Raw genomic sequence first — 17,022 nt, forward strand, 5'->3', positions numbered from 1 at the left:
ATCCCGGCTATTTCCCAAACCCCCTAAGGAGGTTCTCCCTGGCCATTGAGTTCGAAAAATACATAAAAAAATATGACACCATCCCTCCGCTTCTGGATCCCAATACTCTTGCTCCTTTCAATACGTCCGGCTTTTGCTCAACCGCATTCGCATAGCAGTTCCACTCCGGTGTCTTTTCCGGATATACCGGGCTACCTGAGTCTCACTACAGATCTCCACCAGCATACTGTTTTTTCAGATGGGAGTGTATGGCCGGATATCCGTGTAATGGAAGCCCTGAGAGAAGGGCTGGATGTTATCTCCCTGACAGAGCATCTGGAATACCAGCCTCATGCTGAGGATATCCCCCACCCGGACCGAAACAGGTCTTACCAAATCGCGCTTGAAGAGGCCAAAGCGCATGATCTGATAATTGTCCACGGTTCAGAAATCACAAGAAGCAGCCCGGTGGGTCATAACAATGCCGTTTTTATTACCGATGCAAATGCCTTGTTGGATACCGACCCGAAAGTTCCCTTTAGCGTAGCAAGGAAGCAGGGTGCTTTCATCTTCTGGAACCATCCTGCCTGGTATGCCCAGCAACCTCAGGGCAATCCGGTACTGAGCGATTTTCAGAAAGAACGGATAAGCAAGGGAGAATTACACGGGATTGAAGTCATCAATACCACGGATTATTCTCAGGAAGCCCTTCAAATTGCACTGGATGAAAACCTGACCATTATGGGCACAAGTGATATTCACGGGCTGATCGACTGGGATTACATAGACCATGGCAAACACCGGCCACTCACTGTGGTCTTTGCAAAAGACCGAAGCAGCAGTGCTGTGAAGGAGGCGCTGATGGAACGACGGACCGTAGCCGTTTACAATAGCCTCTGGGTAGGGCGGGCAGAATGGCTGGTTCCTTTTTTAAAGGCGAGTATTGTGGTGACACAGGCATCCTACATACCCGAAACGCAAATCCTGAAACTCGTTCTGGAAAATCGGACGAGTTCGGACCTCCTTTTTGAAAACATCATGGAGTACACTTTTTACAGCAGTTCCCCGGTATTTGAGATTCCGGCAGGGCAATCCTACACCCTTCAGGTAAAAACCCTGGAAATAAAAGATGCTATAGTCCTTTCACTAAGGGCACTTGGCGCCTACATGGCCCCGGGCGTTCATCCTGAAATTACCTGGGATATCCCTGTAGAATAGATTTCTTAAGTTCCATTGACATAATCCTGGAGATAAGCGTATCGGGGGGTTAGTTTTCCTGCTCTGGTCATCAGTGCGCGTTCCAGGATGCCGTCTTTGTCACCATCAAAAAATGCAGGAATAATATACTTGACAAAGGCACCGCCAAATCCTTCACTGGCATCCCTTGGCAATTCTGCCGGAAGATTATCCACAGCCATAACTGCTATGGCTTCCGGGGACCTGTAATCCGTTTCCGATTCCGTAAACGGATTGTAGCCAAACAGGGGTTCGGCAATTGTGGATGCCCGAATGGTAGGCGCGACCGGTCCGTCGATATCACAACTGATATCGGCGATGACCCGTATCCTGAAATCGGGCTGTTTCGCATCTTCCCGGGTTATGAGATAGGGTGCGCCCTGCCCGTGAAAATGGCCGGCGATAAAAAGGTCCGTTACCCTTGAGAAGCGGAAAAAATTGGATTCATAAAGCTCAGGATTCGCGATAAACTCTTCCTTATTCCCGCGAACCCCGTCCTTTCTTTTGTTGTAATACGAAGCATCAATCTGGCAGTATACCGGGTGTTTGAATTCCTTGGTGAGGTAATCGCTCACAGCAACTCTTTGCAGTCCCATACCTTCAAGCATCTCTTTCGAGCCATTTCCTACCCGGCCTCTTCCGGTGAGTAGTATTTTAATGGGAGGAAGTTCCAGGTTACGAAGCTCGCGGATCAGCGCCTGCTGATCCGACAAGGTTTCTGCCTTGGGCAGCTTAAAGTCCCCGGTCTTCAATCCGTAAGCTCTGATGCCATTGTAAGCACCTACGATACCAGCATAACGGCCGAAGGCAACCAGCCGTTTTCCGGCCTTATTTGTGAGGACTTCATGATCGTAGAGTTCAATGTTTTTCTGCAATACCGCTCTTAGCAATTCCCGGTTATACGGCTGTTTTTTAATCGTATGCGAAAAGAAAAAGTACTTCTTGCCGGGAATCAAAGCGTCCAAAGGAACCTCCTTCACTCCCAAAAGAACTTCGCAGGACGACATATCCGTGACAACGGGAATGTTCGCTTCTGAATACTCCTGATCAGAAAAGACCCTAACCGGAGAGGATTCAACCAATATTTGCGCCTGTGGAAAACGTTCCAGGACTTTTTGGCATGCTGCCGGTGAGAGAACCGCCCTGTGATCAGGCGGGTTTTTGCGCTCGCGAATCAATCCGAATGTCATAAACCTTTTTGGTATGAAATTTGCTCAAAAGTAGGTGGATTTCAAAGGGTATGCAAATCCTTTCAGAGGAACAATTCAGAGCGTAAATCCCTTTATAATCCGTACCTTTGTACGCGCTTTACCGGAAGCATAATTTTCCGTAAAGGCGTACTGAAGAAATAAGAGTTCATTGAAATTTGGGGCCGACTGGTTTTGACAGCGAGATCAGTGGTGATGTAAGCATGCCGAGCGCTGGGATACAGCTCGTTAATCTCATAACTCACATTTTTAAATGGCGAGTCTAACTACGCTTTAGCAGCCTAATTAACTGAATTATAGTAAGTTAAGGCCTAGTCCCGCAAGGCGGGAAAGCTAAATGTCCCCGGGTAGCCCTTGTTGACGGCGACCCTACCGGGGGCACCATAAAAGTCAACATAGCCCAGTTGTTGCTTCGGCAACCGGGCAAACCTAAAGAAGCTAAGCGCGTAATAGGCGGTTTTTGGTCAGTTTCGCGCCGACAATCAATCAGAAACTAAGCATGTAGAAAGCATTAGTATTGCTTGTTTGGACGAGGGTTCGAATCCCTCCGGCTCCACAATCTAACGCAAACCCCGCCGGGAATCCGGTGGGGTTTCGTGCTTCTTAGAACCGCGTCAAGCTCCTTTGAACGCGGGAAAAGGAACGCGAAACCACCCTGGCAGAGCCAGGGCAAGGTTTGCATTTGCAGGATGGGAGCCCAAGGGATCACCGAGCAAAGCGAGGTAATCCCTCCGCTACAATTAAATATGAACAACTCAATGATATTTACTCCCTTATCACCAACGCACCAGCTCGCTCCTCGCTAAAAAGGTCCGCAGGACCAGGTATAATTGGTCAGACCTGGACCAATGAGGAAAGCTTAATTAACCCTCATTCAACATTCCACATAAATGCCTGCGCACAACAGCATCATGGATAAGGAGAGCTTCAATTACGTTTACGCGAAACTACATTATGGGATAAGGGCTATATTTATGTTTATAAAACATGTTGTGTTTCATTATAACCAACCGCTAACCAATGATAAAATTTTTTAGAAAAATTAGACAAAGACTACTATCTGAAAATAAGTTCAGTAGATATCTCATCTATGCAATTGGGGAGATTGTCCTTGTGGTTATCGGAATCTTAATTGCGTTACAAATAAATACTTGGAATAAGAATAAACAATTAAGATTGTCGGAATTAGAAACGCTGTCTGAAATACAAGTAGCACTGAATCAAGACGTATCTGTTTTATCCACAAACTTAAAGAATTTAGAAACTAAAATACTTCATAGTAGAGAAGTGATAATGCATATTGAAAACAAGTTGCCCTATGATAAAAAACTAGACGGTTTATTTATGGATGTCTATTATCACAGAGGTTACAAAACTTTTAACAACTCGGGTTTTGAGCTTTTAAAGGAAAGAGGTTTTGATATTATTCAAAATACCGATTTAAGAAAGCGAATTACGAAACACTATACAACCGATTTATCAGATATAAATGGAATTCTTACTAGAATTGAACAATTAGGGTTGATTCAAGCTGATAATTTATATGATAACTTTAAGCTTACTAAAAATCCGGAAGGCTCTGGTGGAATAATGACAGCTTATGATTATAACCAGTTAATTAATGACCCAAAAGTTTTAGGACCATTCTACCATTTGGAACTTTTGAATTTGACATATGAACGAAATTTAATGGGTTTCAAAGAAAAAACTGAAGAAGTGTTAAAGATGGTTGACACAGAATTGGCAGAACGAAAAAAATAACGAAAGCACAACAGTGGCTATAAGTAATTGCTTTTTCTGGCCTGCTTCTGAAAATCCTCCCGGATTTTCAGTTTGATGTGAGCCCTCAGGTGTAAGTTACTTTGCCATCAACGCTGCAAGCAAGGTTGTCGTGGAGGTCTGTATAAAATGAGGGCCTTTTCGCAAGTAAACCCGATATGGAACTATCCTCAGAAGTTAAGGAATACCTGGACAGAAGTGTACTCTGCTGGCTGGCGACCGCATCTGCTGAAAATGTCCCGAACGTCTCGCCTAAGGAGATTTTCACATATTTCGGAAGGGACAAGATTATAGTTGCCAATATAGCTTCACCCCAAACCGTGCGAAACATAGGGGAAAACGCGAAGGTGTGCGTGAGTTTTATCGATATTCTCGTACAAAAGGGATTTCAGGTTACGGGTAAAGCGAAAATTACGGACAAAGCGGATTCTGAATTCTCAGAAATGGAAAAAATACTGACCGGGATGACCGGGGGTAATTTTCCTTTCGCAACGATAACACAAATCACCGTAGAAAAGGTCAAGCCAATTATAGCTCCCAGATACATGCTCTTTCCGGAAACCACGGAGAAAGCACAGATCGAAAGTGCAAAAAAGACGTATGGGCTGTAGGCGGGGAATATGTGTTCCCCAAAACATGGATTAATTCCCTAACTTAGAAAACTGGGTAGTATCCCGGAAGCTCCAGCGTTTTAAGGCGTAAGTCAAAAAGCCAGAGATATTGGCAATTTTTTTTAATTTCCCTTCGGCAATGCGAAAAGAAGCATCCGCAGAAGCAAGAATAATCACATGGCGAAACTATTGTGGTTTAAAAGTGATTTATGTCTGAAGTAGAAAGCAAACGGCACTTATGGATTGAGAAAGGCTATGAACATTTTGCTTTGTATGGTCCGGAAAACTTAAGCATCAATAAAATAAGTAAGGACGTGGGCTCCTCCAGGGCCTCCTTTTACCACCACTTTGGCGACGTTGAAATTTTTATCGATGAATTACTGACCAGACACTGGCATATCATAGAGGCTTTTAATAAATTGGGTAAGGAAGAATTCAAGGTCCTTATTCCCGATCTGTACGATGCGTTGGGGGAATATACGATCCCATTGCAATTCAACCTGCAATTGTTTCACCATCGCAGCACTCCGGGCTTCAATTACCTGTTTATTAAGTCTTATGAATCTTCTGCAAGGAGTTTTGCCCTGGAGCTGTTTGCCAAACATTTGGGCTTAACCCAGTCCGATAGTGACGTGTACCATCTCTGGCTGACCCTGGGTGAGGCCTGGTACTCCAGGCTGGATCCCGATGACCTTACCTCCGGGACCTTACAGAAATTCGCTAAAGAAATCATACAGAACCTCTCTGTCTTCACGAATTCCCCCCTCTACACCCGCCTGCGCAAAACCGTATAGCCGGACCTCTTCAAACCGCCGTTACTATACAGGGTTGTCTAACCCACCCCCTTGAGATTGCGTATCTTTAAATGAATATTTAAAAGTCGTTTAAAGATCTGTTGTTCAAATGTTTAACGACTTTTCATAAAGACTAAAATAATGTCCTGCCCTGTCCTGCTCAGTCTTTAGGATCCGCTGAAACCTTGGTTTGATAAAATCTGGAAACCCGGTGATTTTACTCTCGTAGAACAGGGAAAATGGCATTCATGCAAAGACCCCGGGGATCCGTAGTAAAGAGATTTCAACCAAAGGCGTTGAAGCCAAAGAACAACAAATTGAAATACTATGAAAAAATCACTCCGCTTGGCCCTATGTGCTCTTATAGGTGTTGGGATGCTGCACTCCCAGGAATCCAAAGAAGCATTGGCCGAGGCAGCTGCCAATCCATTAGCAGATTTAATAAGTCTCCCTTTTCAGAACAACCTGAATATGAATTATGGAGAATTCAACCGCAATTTGAACGTACTAAACATACAACCTGTTATTCCTCTGGCAGGGGGTAAAATCATTACAAGGACCATCTTTCCCATAGTGAATATCCCCGATTTTGGTTCGGAAAGCGGAAACCTTTCTTCAGGACTCAGCGATGTTGTTTTTACCGGGTTTTATGTTCCCGAAAGTAAGGGTGTCATGTGGGGGTTTGGCCCTGTGGTGGAATTGCCTACCGGGGGAGCCATTCGCGGCACCCAGAAATGGAGTGCTGGCCCATCCCTTGTTGTATTGGTACAACCTGGAGACTGGACCTTTGGGGGCTTGGTGAATAACACCTGGTCCTTTGCCGGAAACTCGGATAGGGAGCAAGTAAACCGGATGCTTCTGAACTTGTTTCTGGTGCGTCAATTGGGCGGCGGATGGTATGTCAATAGTGCTCCCATAATTACGGCAGACTGGACAGTGGATTCTGAGGATCGATGGATTGTTCCATTGGGAGCCGGTGGCGGAAAAGTGTTGATGCTCGGTGGAAAATTGCCGTTAAATCTGCAATCGCAATTGTATTACAATGTGGTACGACCCGATTTTGGACCCGAGTGGCAATGGCGGGTTCAGATGCAGTTTTTGATTCCTGCCAATCTGTTCAAAAAATCAAATACAATGGATTAACCACTTATTAGTTGAATCAAACTTTAAAAAAATGAAATTCAAATTTCTCCTTTCGACGCTTTTGATTGCGCTGTTCATCGGCTGTAATCAAAAAGCCCCGGAGCTTACACCAGCCGAAGCTAAAACCATTGCCAAAGAAGCCTATATCTATGGCTTTCCTCTAGTACTGAACTACAAAACAATGTACAGTTATACCCTTGACAAAAAATCAACGGAATACAAAGGGGATTTTAATCAATTGGGATGTGCAGCCAGAGTATATACTCCTGAAGACAAGGCCGTTATTACGCCAAATTCAGATACACCTTATTGTATGGGATGGATAGATCTGAGAGCCGAACCCGTTGTATTTACCATCCCCGAGATTGAAAACGAAAGGTTTTATCAGGTGCAACTTATTGACCTCTTCACACATAATTTTGCATACATCAGTACGGTAGCAAAGGGGAATGTTCCCGGTAAATATCTCATTACAGGGCCTGATTGGAAGGGAGAAATCCCAGAAGGTATTACAGAAGTTATTCCTTGCGAAACCCAATTTCTTCTCGCCATCGCTCGTACACAACTTTTTAATCCTGAAGATTTAGATAACGTTAAAAATATTCAGGACGGCTACATCATTGAGTCATATAGCTCTTTTTCCGGAACGAAGGCACCTGCTTCTGTACCTGCTATTGAGTTTCCTGAATGGAAAGACGGAACCGAGTTTAGCGCTGAGTTATTTCCGTATTTCGATTTTATGCTGACTTTGGTTAAAACACCTGAAGAAGAGCAAGCGCTTATCGAAAGGTTTGCAAAGATTGGATTGGATGGTAAAGGTGATTTCGATATCAGTAAGTGGTCTCCAGAGATTCAGGAAGCTCTGGAAGAAGGGGCGCAAGAGGGCCTTGCCGCGATGAAAGAATTTGCCGGAAAGGCTGTTAATGACCCAATAGCCAGTGGAAAAATATTTGGCACAAGAACATTTTTAAATGAAAGCGCAAAAGCTAACTATAACTTGAACGACTTGTTTATCCCTCGTGCAATGGGCGCACTAATGGGTATTTATGGAAACTCAGGAGAGGAAGCGATTTATCCTACCTATTTGACTGATGCAAAGGATAGTCCTTTGGACGCGTCAAAAAACAACTATACCATTACATTTAAAAAAGATGAATTTCCACCGGTAAAGGCCTTTTGGTCGCTTACCATGTACGATGGGACAACACAGCTACTGATAGACAATCCTTTAGACAGGTATCTACTCAATTCTCCTATGATGGATCAATTTGTACTAAATGCAGATGGCTCTTTGACTTTTTATCTTCAAAAAGAGTCTCCGGGTGCAGCCCTGGAATCCAACTGGCTACCTGCTCCAAATGGTCCTTTTTATGCCACGATGAGGCTTTATGGGCCAAAAAAAGAAGTCCTTGAAGGGAAATGGGTTGCTCCCGAGCTTGTTAAAGCATCTCAGAAGTAATACTAAAAATTAAATCAATAATCATGAAAACGATAAAGTACGGTCTGATTTGGTTTGTGGCAGCGGCAACATTCCTGGCATGCACAAACTCAAAAGATACAGAGGAATCGAATAAAGGAAAGGCAATGACGGGGGAAGTCTTGCCCTTCCCCGAACCACCCTCAGCGAGTACTACAGGTAAAACCCTTGCCGACTCAAAACACCAGTGGCGTACCGTCGAGAACCATCTTCCAAAAGATGCACCAAACATTGTCATTTTTATGACTGATGATGCGGGTTTTGCTAATTCTGAGACCTTTGGCGGTCCTGTTCATATGCCAACGATGAATCGTTTGGCTAAAACTGGTATCACCTACAACGCCTTTCATACTACGGCCATGTGTTCTCCTACGCGAGCTTCCCTATTGACAGGGCGTAACCATCACAGAGTTGCTACAGGCCAGATTGCAGAATTTGCTTCAGACTGGGACGGCTATGTAGGAAAAATACCAAAGTCTACAGCCACGGTTGCACAGGTGCTGACATATTATGGCTACAACACGGCTGCTTTTGGAAAATGGCACAATACTCCTGTTACTGACATAACTAAACTAGGACCATTTGATCGCTATCCAACAGGGCTGGGGTTTGACTACTTTTATGGCTTTTTGGCAGGAGAAACATCACAGTACGAACCTCAATTGTTTGAAAACACCAACCCTGTAGAAGCGCCACACGATGCCAAATATCACCTTACAGAAGACTTGGCTGAAAAATCCATTCAGTGGATTAGAACCAGTAAGACATTAAATCCTGACCAGCCATTTTTTGTGTATTTCGCTCCTGGTGCGGTTCATGGTCCGCACCACATTTTCAAAGAATGGGCAGATAAATATGACGGCAAATTTGATGAAGGTTGGGAAGTACTTAGAACCATGACTTTTGAAAAACAAAAAGAACTGGGATGGATTCCAAAGGATGCCATGCTGAACCCATTAGCAGAAAGCATGCAAAAATGGGATGATATCCCGGAATCCCAACGCGAGTTTCAATCGCGCCTGATGGAAATTTATGCAGGATTCCTGGAGCATACCGATGTGCAGTACGGAAAGATTGTGGATGAACTCGAACGTCAGGGAGAGCTGGACAACACCTTGATTATCTATCTTAACTCCGACAACGGGCCTTCTGCTGAAGGCTTGAATGGAACAATCTCTGAACTTTTGGCACAGAATTCAATGCCTTCAACTCAAGAACAACAAATGGATGTTCTTAACAAAGATTATGGCGGGATGGACGCTTTGGGTGGACCCAAACTTGACATCATGTATCACCATGGTTGGGCCTTTTCAGGGGCTGCACCTTTTCAGAGTACCAAATTAGTTGCTGCTCATCTGGGTGGAACCCGAACTCCGCTGGTTATATCATGGCCTGCAAAAATAAAGCATGATGGGAAAATTCGTTCTCAGTTTCATCATGTGAATGATATTGCAGCGACTATTTATGACATTCTTGATATTGAAGCTCCTAAGTTTGTGGATGGAATAGAACAGCAACAGCTTGACGGAACATCCATGGTTTACACCTTCGATAATGCTGAGGCCAAGTCCACCAGGACAACCCAGTATTTTGAGATTATGGGCAGCCGTGGTGTTTATCACGAGGGTTGGTTTGCAGGGACTCCAGGTCCCCGAATACCATGGTCTACTGACATTTCCGGTGTTATGAACTGGGAGCCGGAAAATGATGTTTGGGAACTTTACAACCTGGAAAAGGACTACTCACAGTCGCAAGACCTGGCAAAAGAAAATCCGGAAAAACTTGCTGAGTTGAAAGCCGTATTTGACAAAGAGGCCTCAGATAACCTCGTATATCCTATTGGAGCAGGATTGTATACTGCGCTCTACAACTCCAGTGAAATGCCCTCTTCCCCTTTGACGGAATGGGCATTTTTTGAAGGTCAAGGTAGAATTCCTGAAGCAATTGCTCCAAAGTTTACAAGCGGACGCTCTACTTTGGCCGTTATCGATGCAGAAATACCAAAGGATGCAGAAGGAGTACTTTTTGCTTTAGGGGGTATCTCGTCAGGATTCACCGTCTATATGGATAAGGGTGTTTTAAAAGCGGAATACAACGCCATGACATTAAATCGTTATAAAGCTTCCTCTAAATCAGCTATTCCCACGGGTAAAGTAAACATTGAGGTAGAGACCAAATATGATACAAAAGAGCGTATGGCTCCTGCAACGATTACTTTAAAAGTGAATGGAAAAGAAGTAGGACAAGTGCGTATGGAACGTTCTGTACCAGGCGGGCATACATCATCGGAAACTTTTGATGTTGGAGTAGATTTTGGTTCGCCTGTGGCGCTGGATTACTTTGATAGAGCACCATTCAGGTTTAACGGTAAGATTGAGAAGATCAACATTAAATATATTGATTAGAATCTATTCTTTAGACTGCAAACACCAGCTTTTTTTAGTTTAATATCCATTAAATAATTTTTAATTAAAACAATGAAAGTCATAAAGTTTAAAGCGCTAACAATAGGTAGTTTATTGGCTGTCACTTTCCTCATGGGCCAATTACATGCCCAGTCGTTGCCAACAGATCCCATCGGTGGAAAGCCACCCGCAGGGTCAAAATCTTCGGTTGCTGATTTAGACTATCAAGTGAAGTACCAGCGCGCCTTCGAAGCTGTGCTCTGGTCGATGCCTGCTGTTGCCATCTATAGCTTTACCCATGCGACGAAGGGCGTTGGAGGTGCTGAAAACACAATTCTGGCCTACTCAAAGCCAGCTGAAGCAAATCTGGAGACGCTGACCGCTAATAATGTCACTCCATACATAACAGCACTCACAGACCTGAGCAAGGGACCCGTGGTGCTAGAAATCCCTGCTGAAACAGACAAAGCGAGTCTATACGGTCAAATTGTCGACCACTGGCAATTGTCGATTGCCGACGTCGGCCCATCGGGTGTCGATGAGGGTAAAGGCGGCAAGATACTGCTGACTCCTCCCGGTTATGAGAAGGAGATCCCATCTGGTTATCTCGAAGTCAAAAGCCCCAGTTACCGGGTGTATTTTGCCTTTCGTTCGATCAAGAGTGAGACCGCAACAACTGCTGATGCTTATTCGTATGCTAAAACACTCAAGATGTATTATCTGAATGACCCCAAAGAAACTCAGTTCATCGATCCCGCGGATATGCGGTTTTCATCACTACCCTCATACGATGAGCGTTGGTTTGAGGATGTACACGCCATCTTCAGCCTGGAGAATGTTAAAGAGCAGGACAAGGTAATGATGGGCATGTTGGCCTCCCTCGGTATCGAAAAAGGCAAACCCTACAACCCAGATGAAAAAACCAGGAAAGCCATGCGACAGGCAGTAACAGATGCATATCATTACATGCAGGAGCGGATATTGCATTCTGCTGATACATCGCGAACTTGGTGGGAGGGAAAGCACTGGGGTAACGGCATGTTTGCAGATAAGAACAGTGGCTTTAGCTTTATTTACGAAAACTTGATAGATATCGACACTCGTGCAGAGCGCTATTTTATAGGCACATACTATCCACAAAAAGTAGGGCCACAACCGGCTACTCAATATCTATTTGCGTTGGCCGATGAAGACGGAAAGGAGTTAGAAGCAGGAAAAACCTACTCATTTACAATGCCTGCCAACGCGCCGATAAAACAGTTCTGGTCCCTGATTATTTACGATGTGGAAACATGGGCCTTTATCTATACCCCAGAGAAACTCCCTGGACTATCTTCCGCCATCGATGGTGAAACAATGCAGAAAAATAAAGACGGCAGCACGACACTATATTTTGGCCCGAAAGCGCCCAAAGGGCAGAAATCCAACTGGATTCCGACTGGCGGCAGGAAGCCGTTACCAGTGCTTCGTGTATATGGCGGCACTGAGAAGTTTTGGGACAAATCCTGGACGATGCCGGATGTTAAGTTGGTGAAGTAATTTTAATTACCTAACAAATAAAGGAAAACAGTACATAAAAAGGAGATAAAATGAAAACCCATATCTATCTGTCTACAGTTTGTCTGATTGGTTTACTCTTAGGAGTTACGCAACTGCAGGCACAAGAAGTCTTACCCTTCCCGGAACCACCCTCAGCGAGTACCACAGGTAAAACCCTTGCCGACTCAAAACACCTGTGGCGTACCGCTGAGAATCATCTACCAGCGGATGCCCCCAACATCGTCATTTTTATGACTGATGATGCGGGGTTCTCCAATCCCGAAACCTTTGGCGGTCCTGTTCATATGCCAACGATGGACCGTTTGGCTAAATCAGGAATTAGCTACAATGCATTTCATACGACGGCCATGTGTTCTCCTACACGAGCTTCCTTATTGACAGGGCGCAACCACCATAGAGTCGGAGCAGGTCAGATTGCTGAATTGGCTTCTGATTGGGATGGCTATGTGGGCAAAATACCAAAGTCCACAGCAACCTTTGCTACAGTGCTTAATGCGTATGGTTACAATACGGCCGCCTTTGGAAAATGGCACAACACACCAATTACAGATATTACCAAACTCGGGCCATTCGATCGCTATCCAACAGGGCTGGGGTTTGACTACTTTTATGGCTTTTTGGCAGGAGAATCATCCCAGTATGAACCTTCTCTGTTTGAAAACACAAATCCCATCCAAGCGCCACACGATTCCAAATACCATTTAACTGAGGATTTGGCGGAAAAAGCGATTCAGTGGATTAGAACCAGTAAAACATTAAACCCTGATAAACCATTTTTCGTGTATTTCACGCCGGGTGCCGTCCATGGCCCTCACCAGATTTTCAAGGAATGGGCAGATAAATATGAAGGTAAATTTGATGAAGGCTGGGAAGCATTACGAACAATGACTTTTGCAAAACAAAAGGAATTGGGATGGATTCCTCAGGATGCGGTTCTCAACCCATTGGCTTCAACCCAGCAAAAATGGGACGAAATTCCTACCTCACAGCGCGAATTTCAATCTCGATTGATGGAAATTTATGCAGGGTTTTTAGAGCACACTGATGTGCAGTATGGAAAAATTGTAGATGAACTCGAACGTCAGGGACAACTTGAAAATACCCTGATTATCTACATTAACTCAGATAACGGACCTTCCTCAGAAGGTATGAATGGAACCATCTCTGAACTTTTGGCACAGAATTCAATGCCATCGACCATTGAAGAACACCTTGAAGTACTTCATAAAGACTACGGTGGAATGGATGCCCTGGGTGGACCAAAACTGGATATTATGTATCACCATGGGTGGGCCTATACAGGTTCATCCCCATTTCAGGGCACCAAACTAGTAGCCGCACATTTGGGAGGAACACGAACACCGATGGTTATTTCATGGCCTGCAAAAATTAAACATGACGAAATGCCACGTTCACAGTTTCATCATGTAAATGACATCGCGGCTACCCTGTATGACATTTTGGACATCACCCCTCCTAAGGTTGTAAATGGCATAGAGCAACAACCATTAGATGGCGTATCGATGGCTTACACTTTTGATCAGCCGGAGGCAAAATCAAATAAGAAAACCCAGTATTTTGAAATCCTCGGCAGTCGGGGTGTATATCATGAGGGTTGGTTTGCGGGTACACCTGGCCCAAAACCGCCATGGTCTACCGACCCGACTGGAATAATAAACTGGGAACCGGAAAAAGAAGTCTGGGAACTCTATAACTTAGAAGAAGACTATGCTCAATCAAATGATATAGCTTCAGACAATCCGGAAAAATTAGCTGAATTGAAAGATATTTTCGACCGGGAAGCTACTGATAATTTGGTCTACCCGATTGGTGCTTCCATGTATACTGTATTCTTTCATCCTGAGGAACTGCCTTCATCTCCACTAAAAGAATGGTCTTTTTATGAAGGTCAAAACCGAATTCCTGAAGCAATGGCTCCAAAGTTCCTGAGTGGACGATCTACCTCAGCAGTGATTGATGCAGAAATTACTGAGGGTGCAGAAGGGGTCTTTTTTGCTGTAGGGGGTATCTCATCAGGGTTCACAGTCTACATGGATCAGGGTGTTTTAAAAGCAGAATACAATGCCATGACCTTGAATCGCTACAAGATTCGTTCTAAATCAGCTATTCCCACCGGGAAGGTAAAAATTGAAGTAGTAACAAAATATGATACCAAGGAACGTATGGCTCCTGCGACCATTACTTTAAAAGTCAATGGTAAAGAAGTTGGGCAAGGGAGAATAGAACGTTCTGTACCAAGTATTCATACCGCATCTGAAACCTTTGATGTTGGGGCGGATTTGGGATCACCTGTAGCACTGGATTACTTTGACAGGGCGCCATTTAAGTTTAATGGCAAGATTGAGAAGATCGATATTAAATATATTGATTAGGACGTATTCTGAAAATTTTTATCCACTACAATGATAAAACGAAAATTTTTAAGGCCTAGTTTTTTTACAGCGGTAATACTCTCCGCAGTAATGTTAAGTTGTGGACCGCAATCAAAGATTATAACGCAACCTAGTACATCTTTATCAAAGGATCTTAAGGAAATTAGCCCTGGAATTTTAGAGGGGTATTTATCCAAAGATGCAATCCCAAATAGTTTAGAACTAGTCCCTCCACCACCGGAAGAAGGCTCAGCAGCTCTCCAATTAGATCAGGAAATGGCTGCAAAGTATGTAGCTTCGAAAGATGAAGCCAGAAAAGAGCAAGCCACTCAAGATGCGGTATTATCATTCCCTGAAGCGGTTAATGCATTTAATAGGGTTTTGGAAGTACAAATATCTGAAGAGACCACGCCTCATTTGTATATGATACTTCGGAGAACTTTGACAGACGCAGGTTTATCAACTTATGCTGCGAAAAACCACTATCAGCGTGGACGACCATTTATGGTAAATAACACCCCTATTTGCACTCCTGAAGATGAAGCCGCTTTACGCAAAGATGGCTCATACCCTTCAGGACATACTGCTATTGGTTGGGCCTGGGCCTTAATTTTAACTGAGGTATTTCCTGAGGAAGCCGATGATATTCTCGAAAGAGGAAAACAGTTTGGCATAAGTCGTAACGTATGTAATGTGCATTGGCACAGCGATGTGGTTTATGGAAGAATGATGGGGGCAGCAGCTGTAGCTGCCTTACATGCTAATATCGATTTTAGGATTGATTTAGAAGTGGCAAAAGAAGAAGTAGCGGCCTTGGCGGTTTTAGAAGAATAATTAAACTATCACAATATGAAAAGAGGTATTAGCGTAATCCTGTTAGTCTTGATTTTTGCAGGGTGTCAGCAAGAGGCAGCAGTTAAAGAAAAAGAGACCGTTCAGACGTACGAAATGACCACCGAAATTCCAACGGGTATTTTGACTCCTGATAAGGTAGAAACAAGTATTGGTTCTTTAGAATACTTTGATGGAGTTCCTTCAAAAGAAACATCGGAAAATGTCTATGATTACCTCGATAGAATGCGAGGAGTAGATGCGTTTATGAAAGGTATTCCCGGTGCTTCGGTAAGAGGTTTAATACTTGGGTTAGAAGAAGTAGGAGTGGATGATTACAATAAAGTAGGCATCACAAAAACCTTGTTAGATTCGAAATCACTTCTACTAACGGCAAACACTTCAACCATTTATGTAACTCCATATATAAACGTTGGTAAAAGCGGCCCCATAGTTATGGAAACTCCTCCGGGCATGTTGGGTGCTTTTAACGATGCATGGTTTCGCTACATAGCCGATATCGGACCTTTTGGCGAAGACAAAGGCAAAGGCGGCAACTATTTGATACTACCTCCAGGGTATGAGGGTGAGGTTCCGGAAGGTTATTTTGTCATTCAGTCCCCGACCAATAGAGTCTTTGTTTTCACACGTACATCCATTGCAAATGGCATAGATAAAGCCGTAAAGATGATCGGAGAAAACCTAAAAATATATCCATTGACTGAAAAAGACAATGCCAAAAAAATGGAGTTGGTAGATATTTCGGGCGTGGATTTTAACACGGTACACACCAACGACTTTTCGTTCTATGAGCATTTAGCAGAATGGATTAATGAGGAGTATGTGGATATGCTCGACAATCAAACAAAAGGCCTCTTTGCATCCATCGGCATTGAAAAGGGAAAGCCTTTTGCTCCAGACGAAAGAATGAAAAAAATACTTACTGAAGCTGTTGCCATAGGAAATGCTGCAGCCCGCTCCATCACTTACTATCCGCGTACCGCTATGAATTTGGAGGGTGTTGAAATATATCCGGATACTGAAAGTTCATGGATAATGGCTTTTGCCGATAAAAACGTGTTCTTCACTACTGAAACCGGAGGCTATAATACCGATGCATTGGATATGTTCCACTATAACTATACGGCCGTTACTCCGGCTATGGCCGTTACTATGGAAGGAGCTGGATCTGATTACGCCATTGCATTTCTGGATGGAGATAAAAATCCCTTTGATGGCGCAAAAGAATACAAATTGCATATCCCGGCAGATGTACCGGTTAATGATTTTTGGGCGGTAACCATTTATGATACCCAAACACGCTCGTTGCTACAGACCGATCAGCAATTTCCAACAGTGGGTAGTTTAACGGAAGGATTTAAGCAAAACGAAGATGGTTCTTTCGATGTCTTTTTCTCACCAAACCCCGGACCAGGTCAGGAAAATAATTGGTTGCAAACCATTCCGGGAAAAAGTTTTATAGTCATCCTTCGTGTGTATGGTCCTTTAAAACCATGGATAGATAAAACATGGAGACCCGGAGAAGTTGAATTGGTGAAATAGAAAAAGTGATAAGAGATTCATAAAATGCAGAAAATGGATAATT

General features: G+C 43.8%; 12 protein-coding genes and 1 other RNA gene. 12 read left to right on the forward strand and 1 reads right to left on the reverse strand.

Going from position 1 to position 17,022, the window contains the following annotated elements; genetic code table 11:
- The first annotated feature begins 72 nt into the window (after nucleotides 1-72).
- Nucleotides 73-1,197: an Sb-PDE family phosphodiesterase gene (locus QU605_RS05880; RefSeq protein WP_289724346.1), complete on the forward strand. Its 1,125-nt coding sequence runs from the start codon at nucleotides 73-75 to the stop codon at nucleotides 1,195-1,197.
- 5 nt (nucleotides 1,198-1,202) lie between these two features.
- Here QU605_RS05880 and QU605_RS05885 read toward each other — a convergent pair whose 3' ends face one another.
- Complete coding sequence (locus tag QU605_RS05885) at nucleotides 1,203-2,405, reverse strand: NAD(P)-dependent oxidoreductase (RefSeq protein WP_289724347.1); 1,203 nt, start codon at nucleotides 2,403-2,405, stop codon at nucleotides 1,203-1,205.
- Nucleotides 2,406-2,583: 178 nt separating this feature from the next.
- Between QU605_RS05885 and ssrA the strand changes: the two genes are divergently transcribed.
- The 11 genes from ssrA to QU605_RS05940 all read left to right on the forward strand — a co-directional run bounded on the left by ssrA (nucleotide 2,584) and on the right by QU605_RS05940 (nucleotide 16,979).
- Nucleotides 2,584-2,982: a transfer-messenger RNA gene (gene ssrA / locus QU605_RS05890) on the forward strand.
- A 461-nt stretch (nucleotides 2,983-3,443) separates the two neighbouring features.
- Nucleotides 3,444-4,184, forward strand: coding sequence for a DUF6090 family protein (locus QU605_RS05895; protein ID WP_289724348.1), 741 nt, complete (start codon nucleotides 3,444-3,446; stop codon nucleotides 4,182-4,184).
- Between the two features lie 176 nt (nucleotides 4,185-4,360).
- Complete coding sequence (locus QU605_RS05900) at nucleotides 4,361-4,813, forward strand: pyridoxamine 5'-phosphate oxidase family protein (RefSeq protein ID WP_289724349.1); 453 nt, start codon at nucleotides 4,361-4,363, stop codon at nucleotides 4,811-4,813.
- Between the two features lie 209 nt (nucleotides 4,814-5,022).
- Complete coding sequence (locus QU605_RS05905) at nucleotides 5,023-5,607, forward strand: TetR/AcrR family transcriptional regulator (protein WP_289724350.1); 585 nt, start codon at nucleotides 5,023-5,025, stop codon at nucleotides 5,605-5,607.
- Between the two features lie 327 nt (nucleotides 5,608-5,934).
- Nucleotides 5,935-6,750 carry a hypothetical protein gene (locus QU605_RS05910; RefSeq protein WP_289724351.1) on the forward strand — a complete coding sequence of 272 codons (816 nt, stop codon included), beginning with the start codon at nucleotides 5,935-5,937 and terminating at the stop codon, nucleotides 6,748-6,750.
- Nucleotides 6,751-6,781: 31 nt separating this feature from the next.
- A complete protein-coding gene (locus QU605_RS05915; RefSeq protein ID WP_289724352.1) occupies nucleotides 6,782-8,209 on the forward strand; it encodes a DUF1254 domain-containing protein in 1,428 nt (475 codons plus the stop codon).
- Between the two features lie 23 nt (nucleotides 8,210-8,232).
- Nucleotides 8,233-10,632, forward strand: a complete 2,400-nt coding sequence (locus QU605_RS05920; RefSeq protein WP_289724353.1) for an arylsulfatase — start codon at nucleotides 8,233-8,235, stop codon at nucleotides 10,630-10,632.
- 72 nt (nucleotides 10,633-10,704) lie between these two features.
- Nucleotides 10,705-12,171: a DUF1254 domain-containing protein gene (locus tag QU605_RS05925; protein WP_289724354.1), complete on the forward strand. Its 1,467-nt coding sequence runs from the start codon at nucleotides 10,705-10,707 to the stop codon at nucleotides 12,169-12,171.
- A 50-nt stretch (nucleotides 12,172-12,221) separates the two neighbouring features.
- Complete coding sequence (locus QU605_RS05930) at nucleotides 12,222-14,585, forward strand: arylsulfatase (protein ID WP_289724355.1); 2,364 nt, start codon at nucleotides 12,222-12,224, stop codon at nucleotides 14,583-14,585.
- A gap of 30 nt (nucleotides 14,586-14,615) precedes the next feature.
- The gene (locus QU605_RS05935; protein WP_289724356.1) at nucleotides 14,616-15,419 is read left to right on the forward strand and encodes an acid phosphatase; all 804 of its coding nucleotides are present in this window, start codon (nucleotides 14,616-14,618) and stop codon (nucleotides 15,417-15,419) included.
- Nucleotides 15,420-15,434: 15 nt separating this feature from the next.
- The gene (locus QU605_RS05940) at nucleotides 15,435-16,979 is read left to right on the forward strand and encodes a DUF1254 domain-containing protein (RefSeq protein ID WP_289724357.1); all 1,545 of its coding nucleotides are present in this window, start codon (nucleotides 15,435-15,437) and stop codon (nucleotides 16,977-16,979) included.
- The last annotated feature ends 43 nt before the right edge of the window (nucleotides 16,980-17,022 follow it).

This window comes from Robiginitalea aurantiaca (assembly GCF_030380815.1).
Classification (GTDB): domain Bacteria; phylum Bacteroidota; class Bacteroidia; order Flavobacteriales; family Flavobacteriaceae; genus Robiginitalea; species Robiginitalea aurantiaca.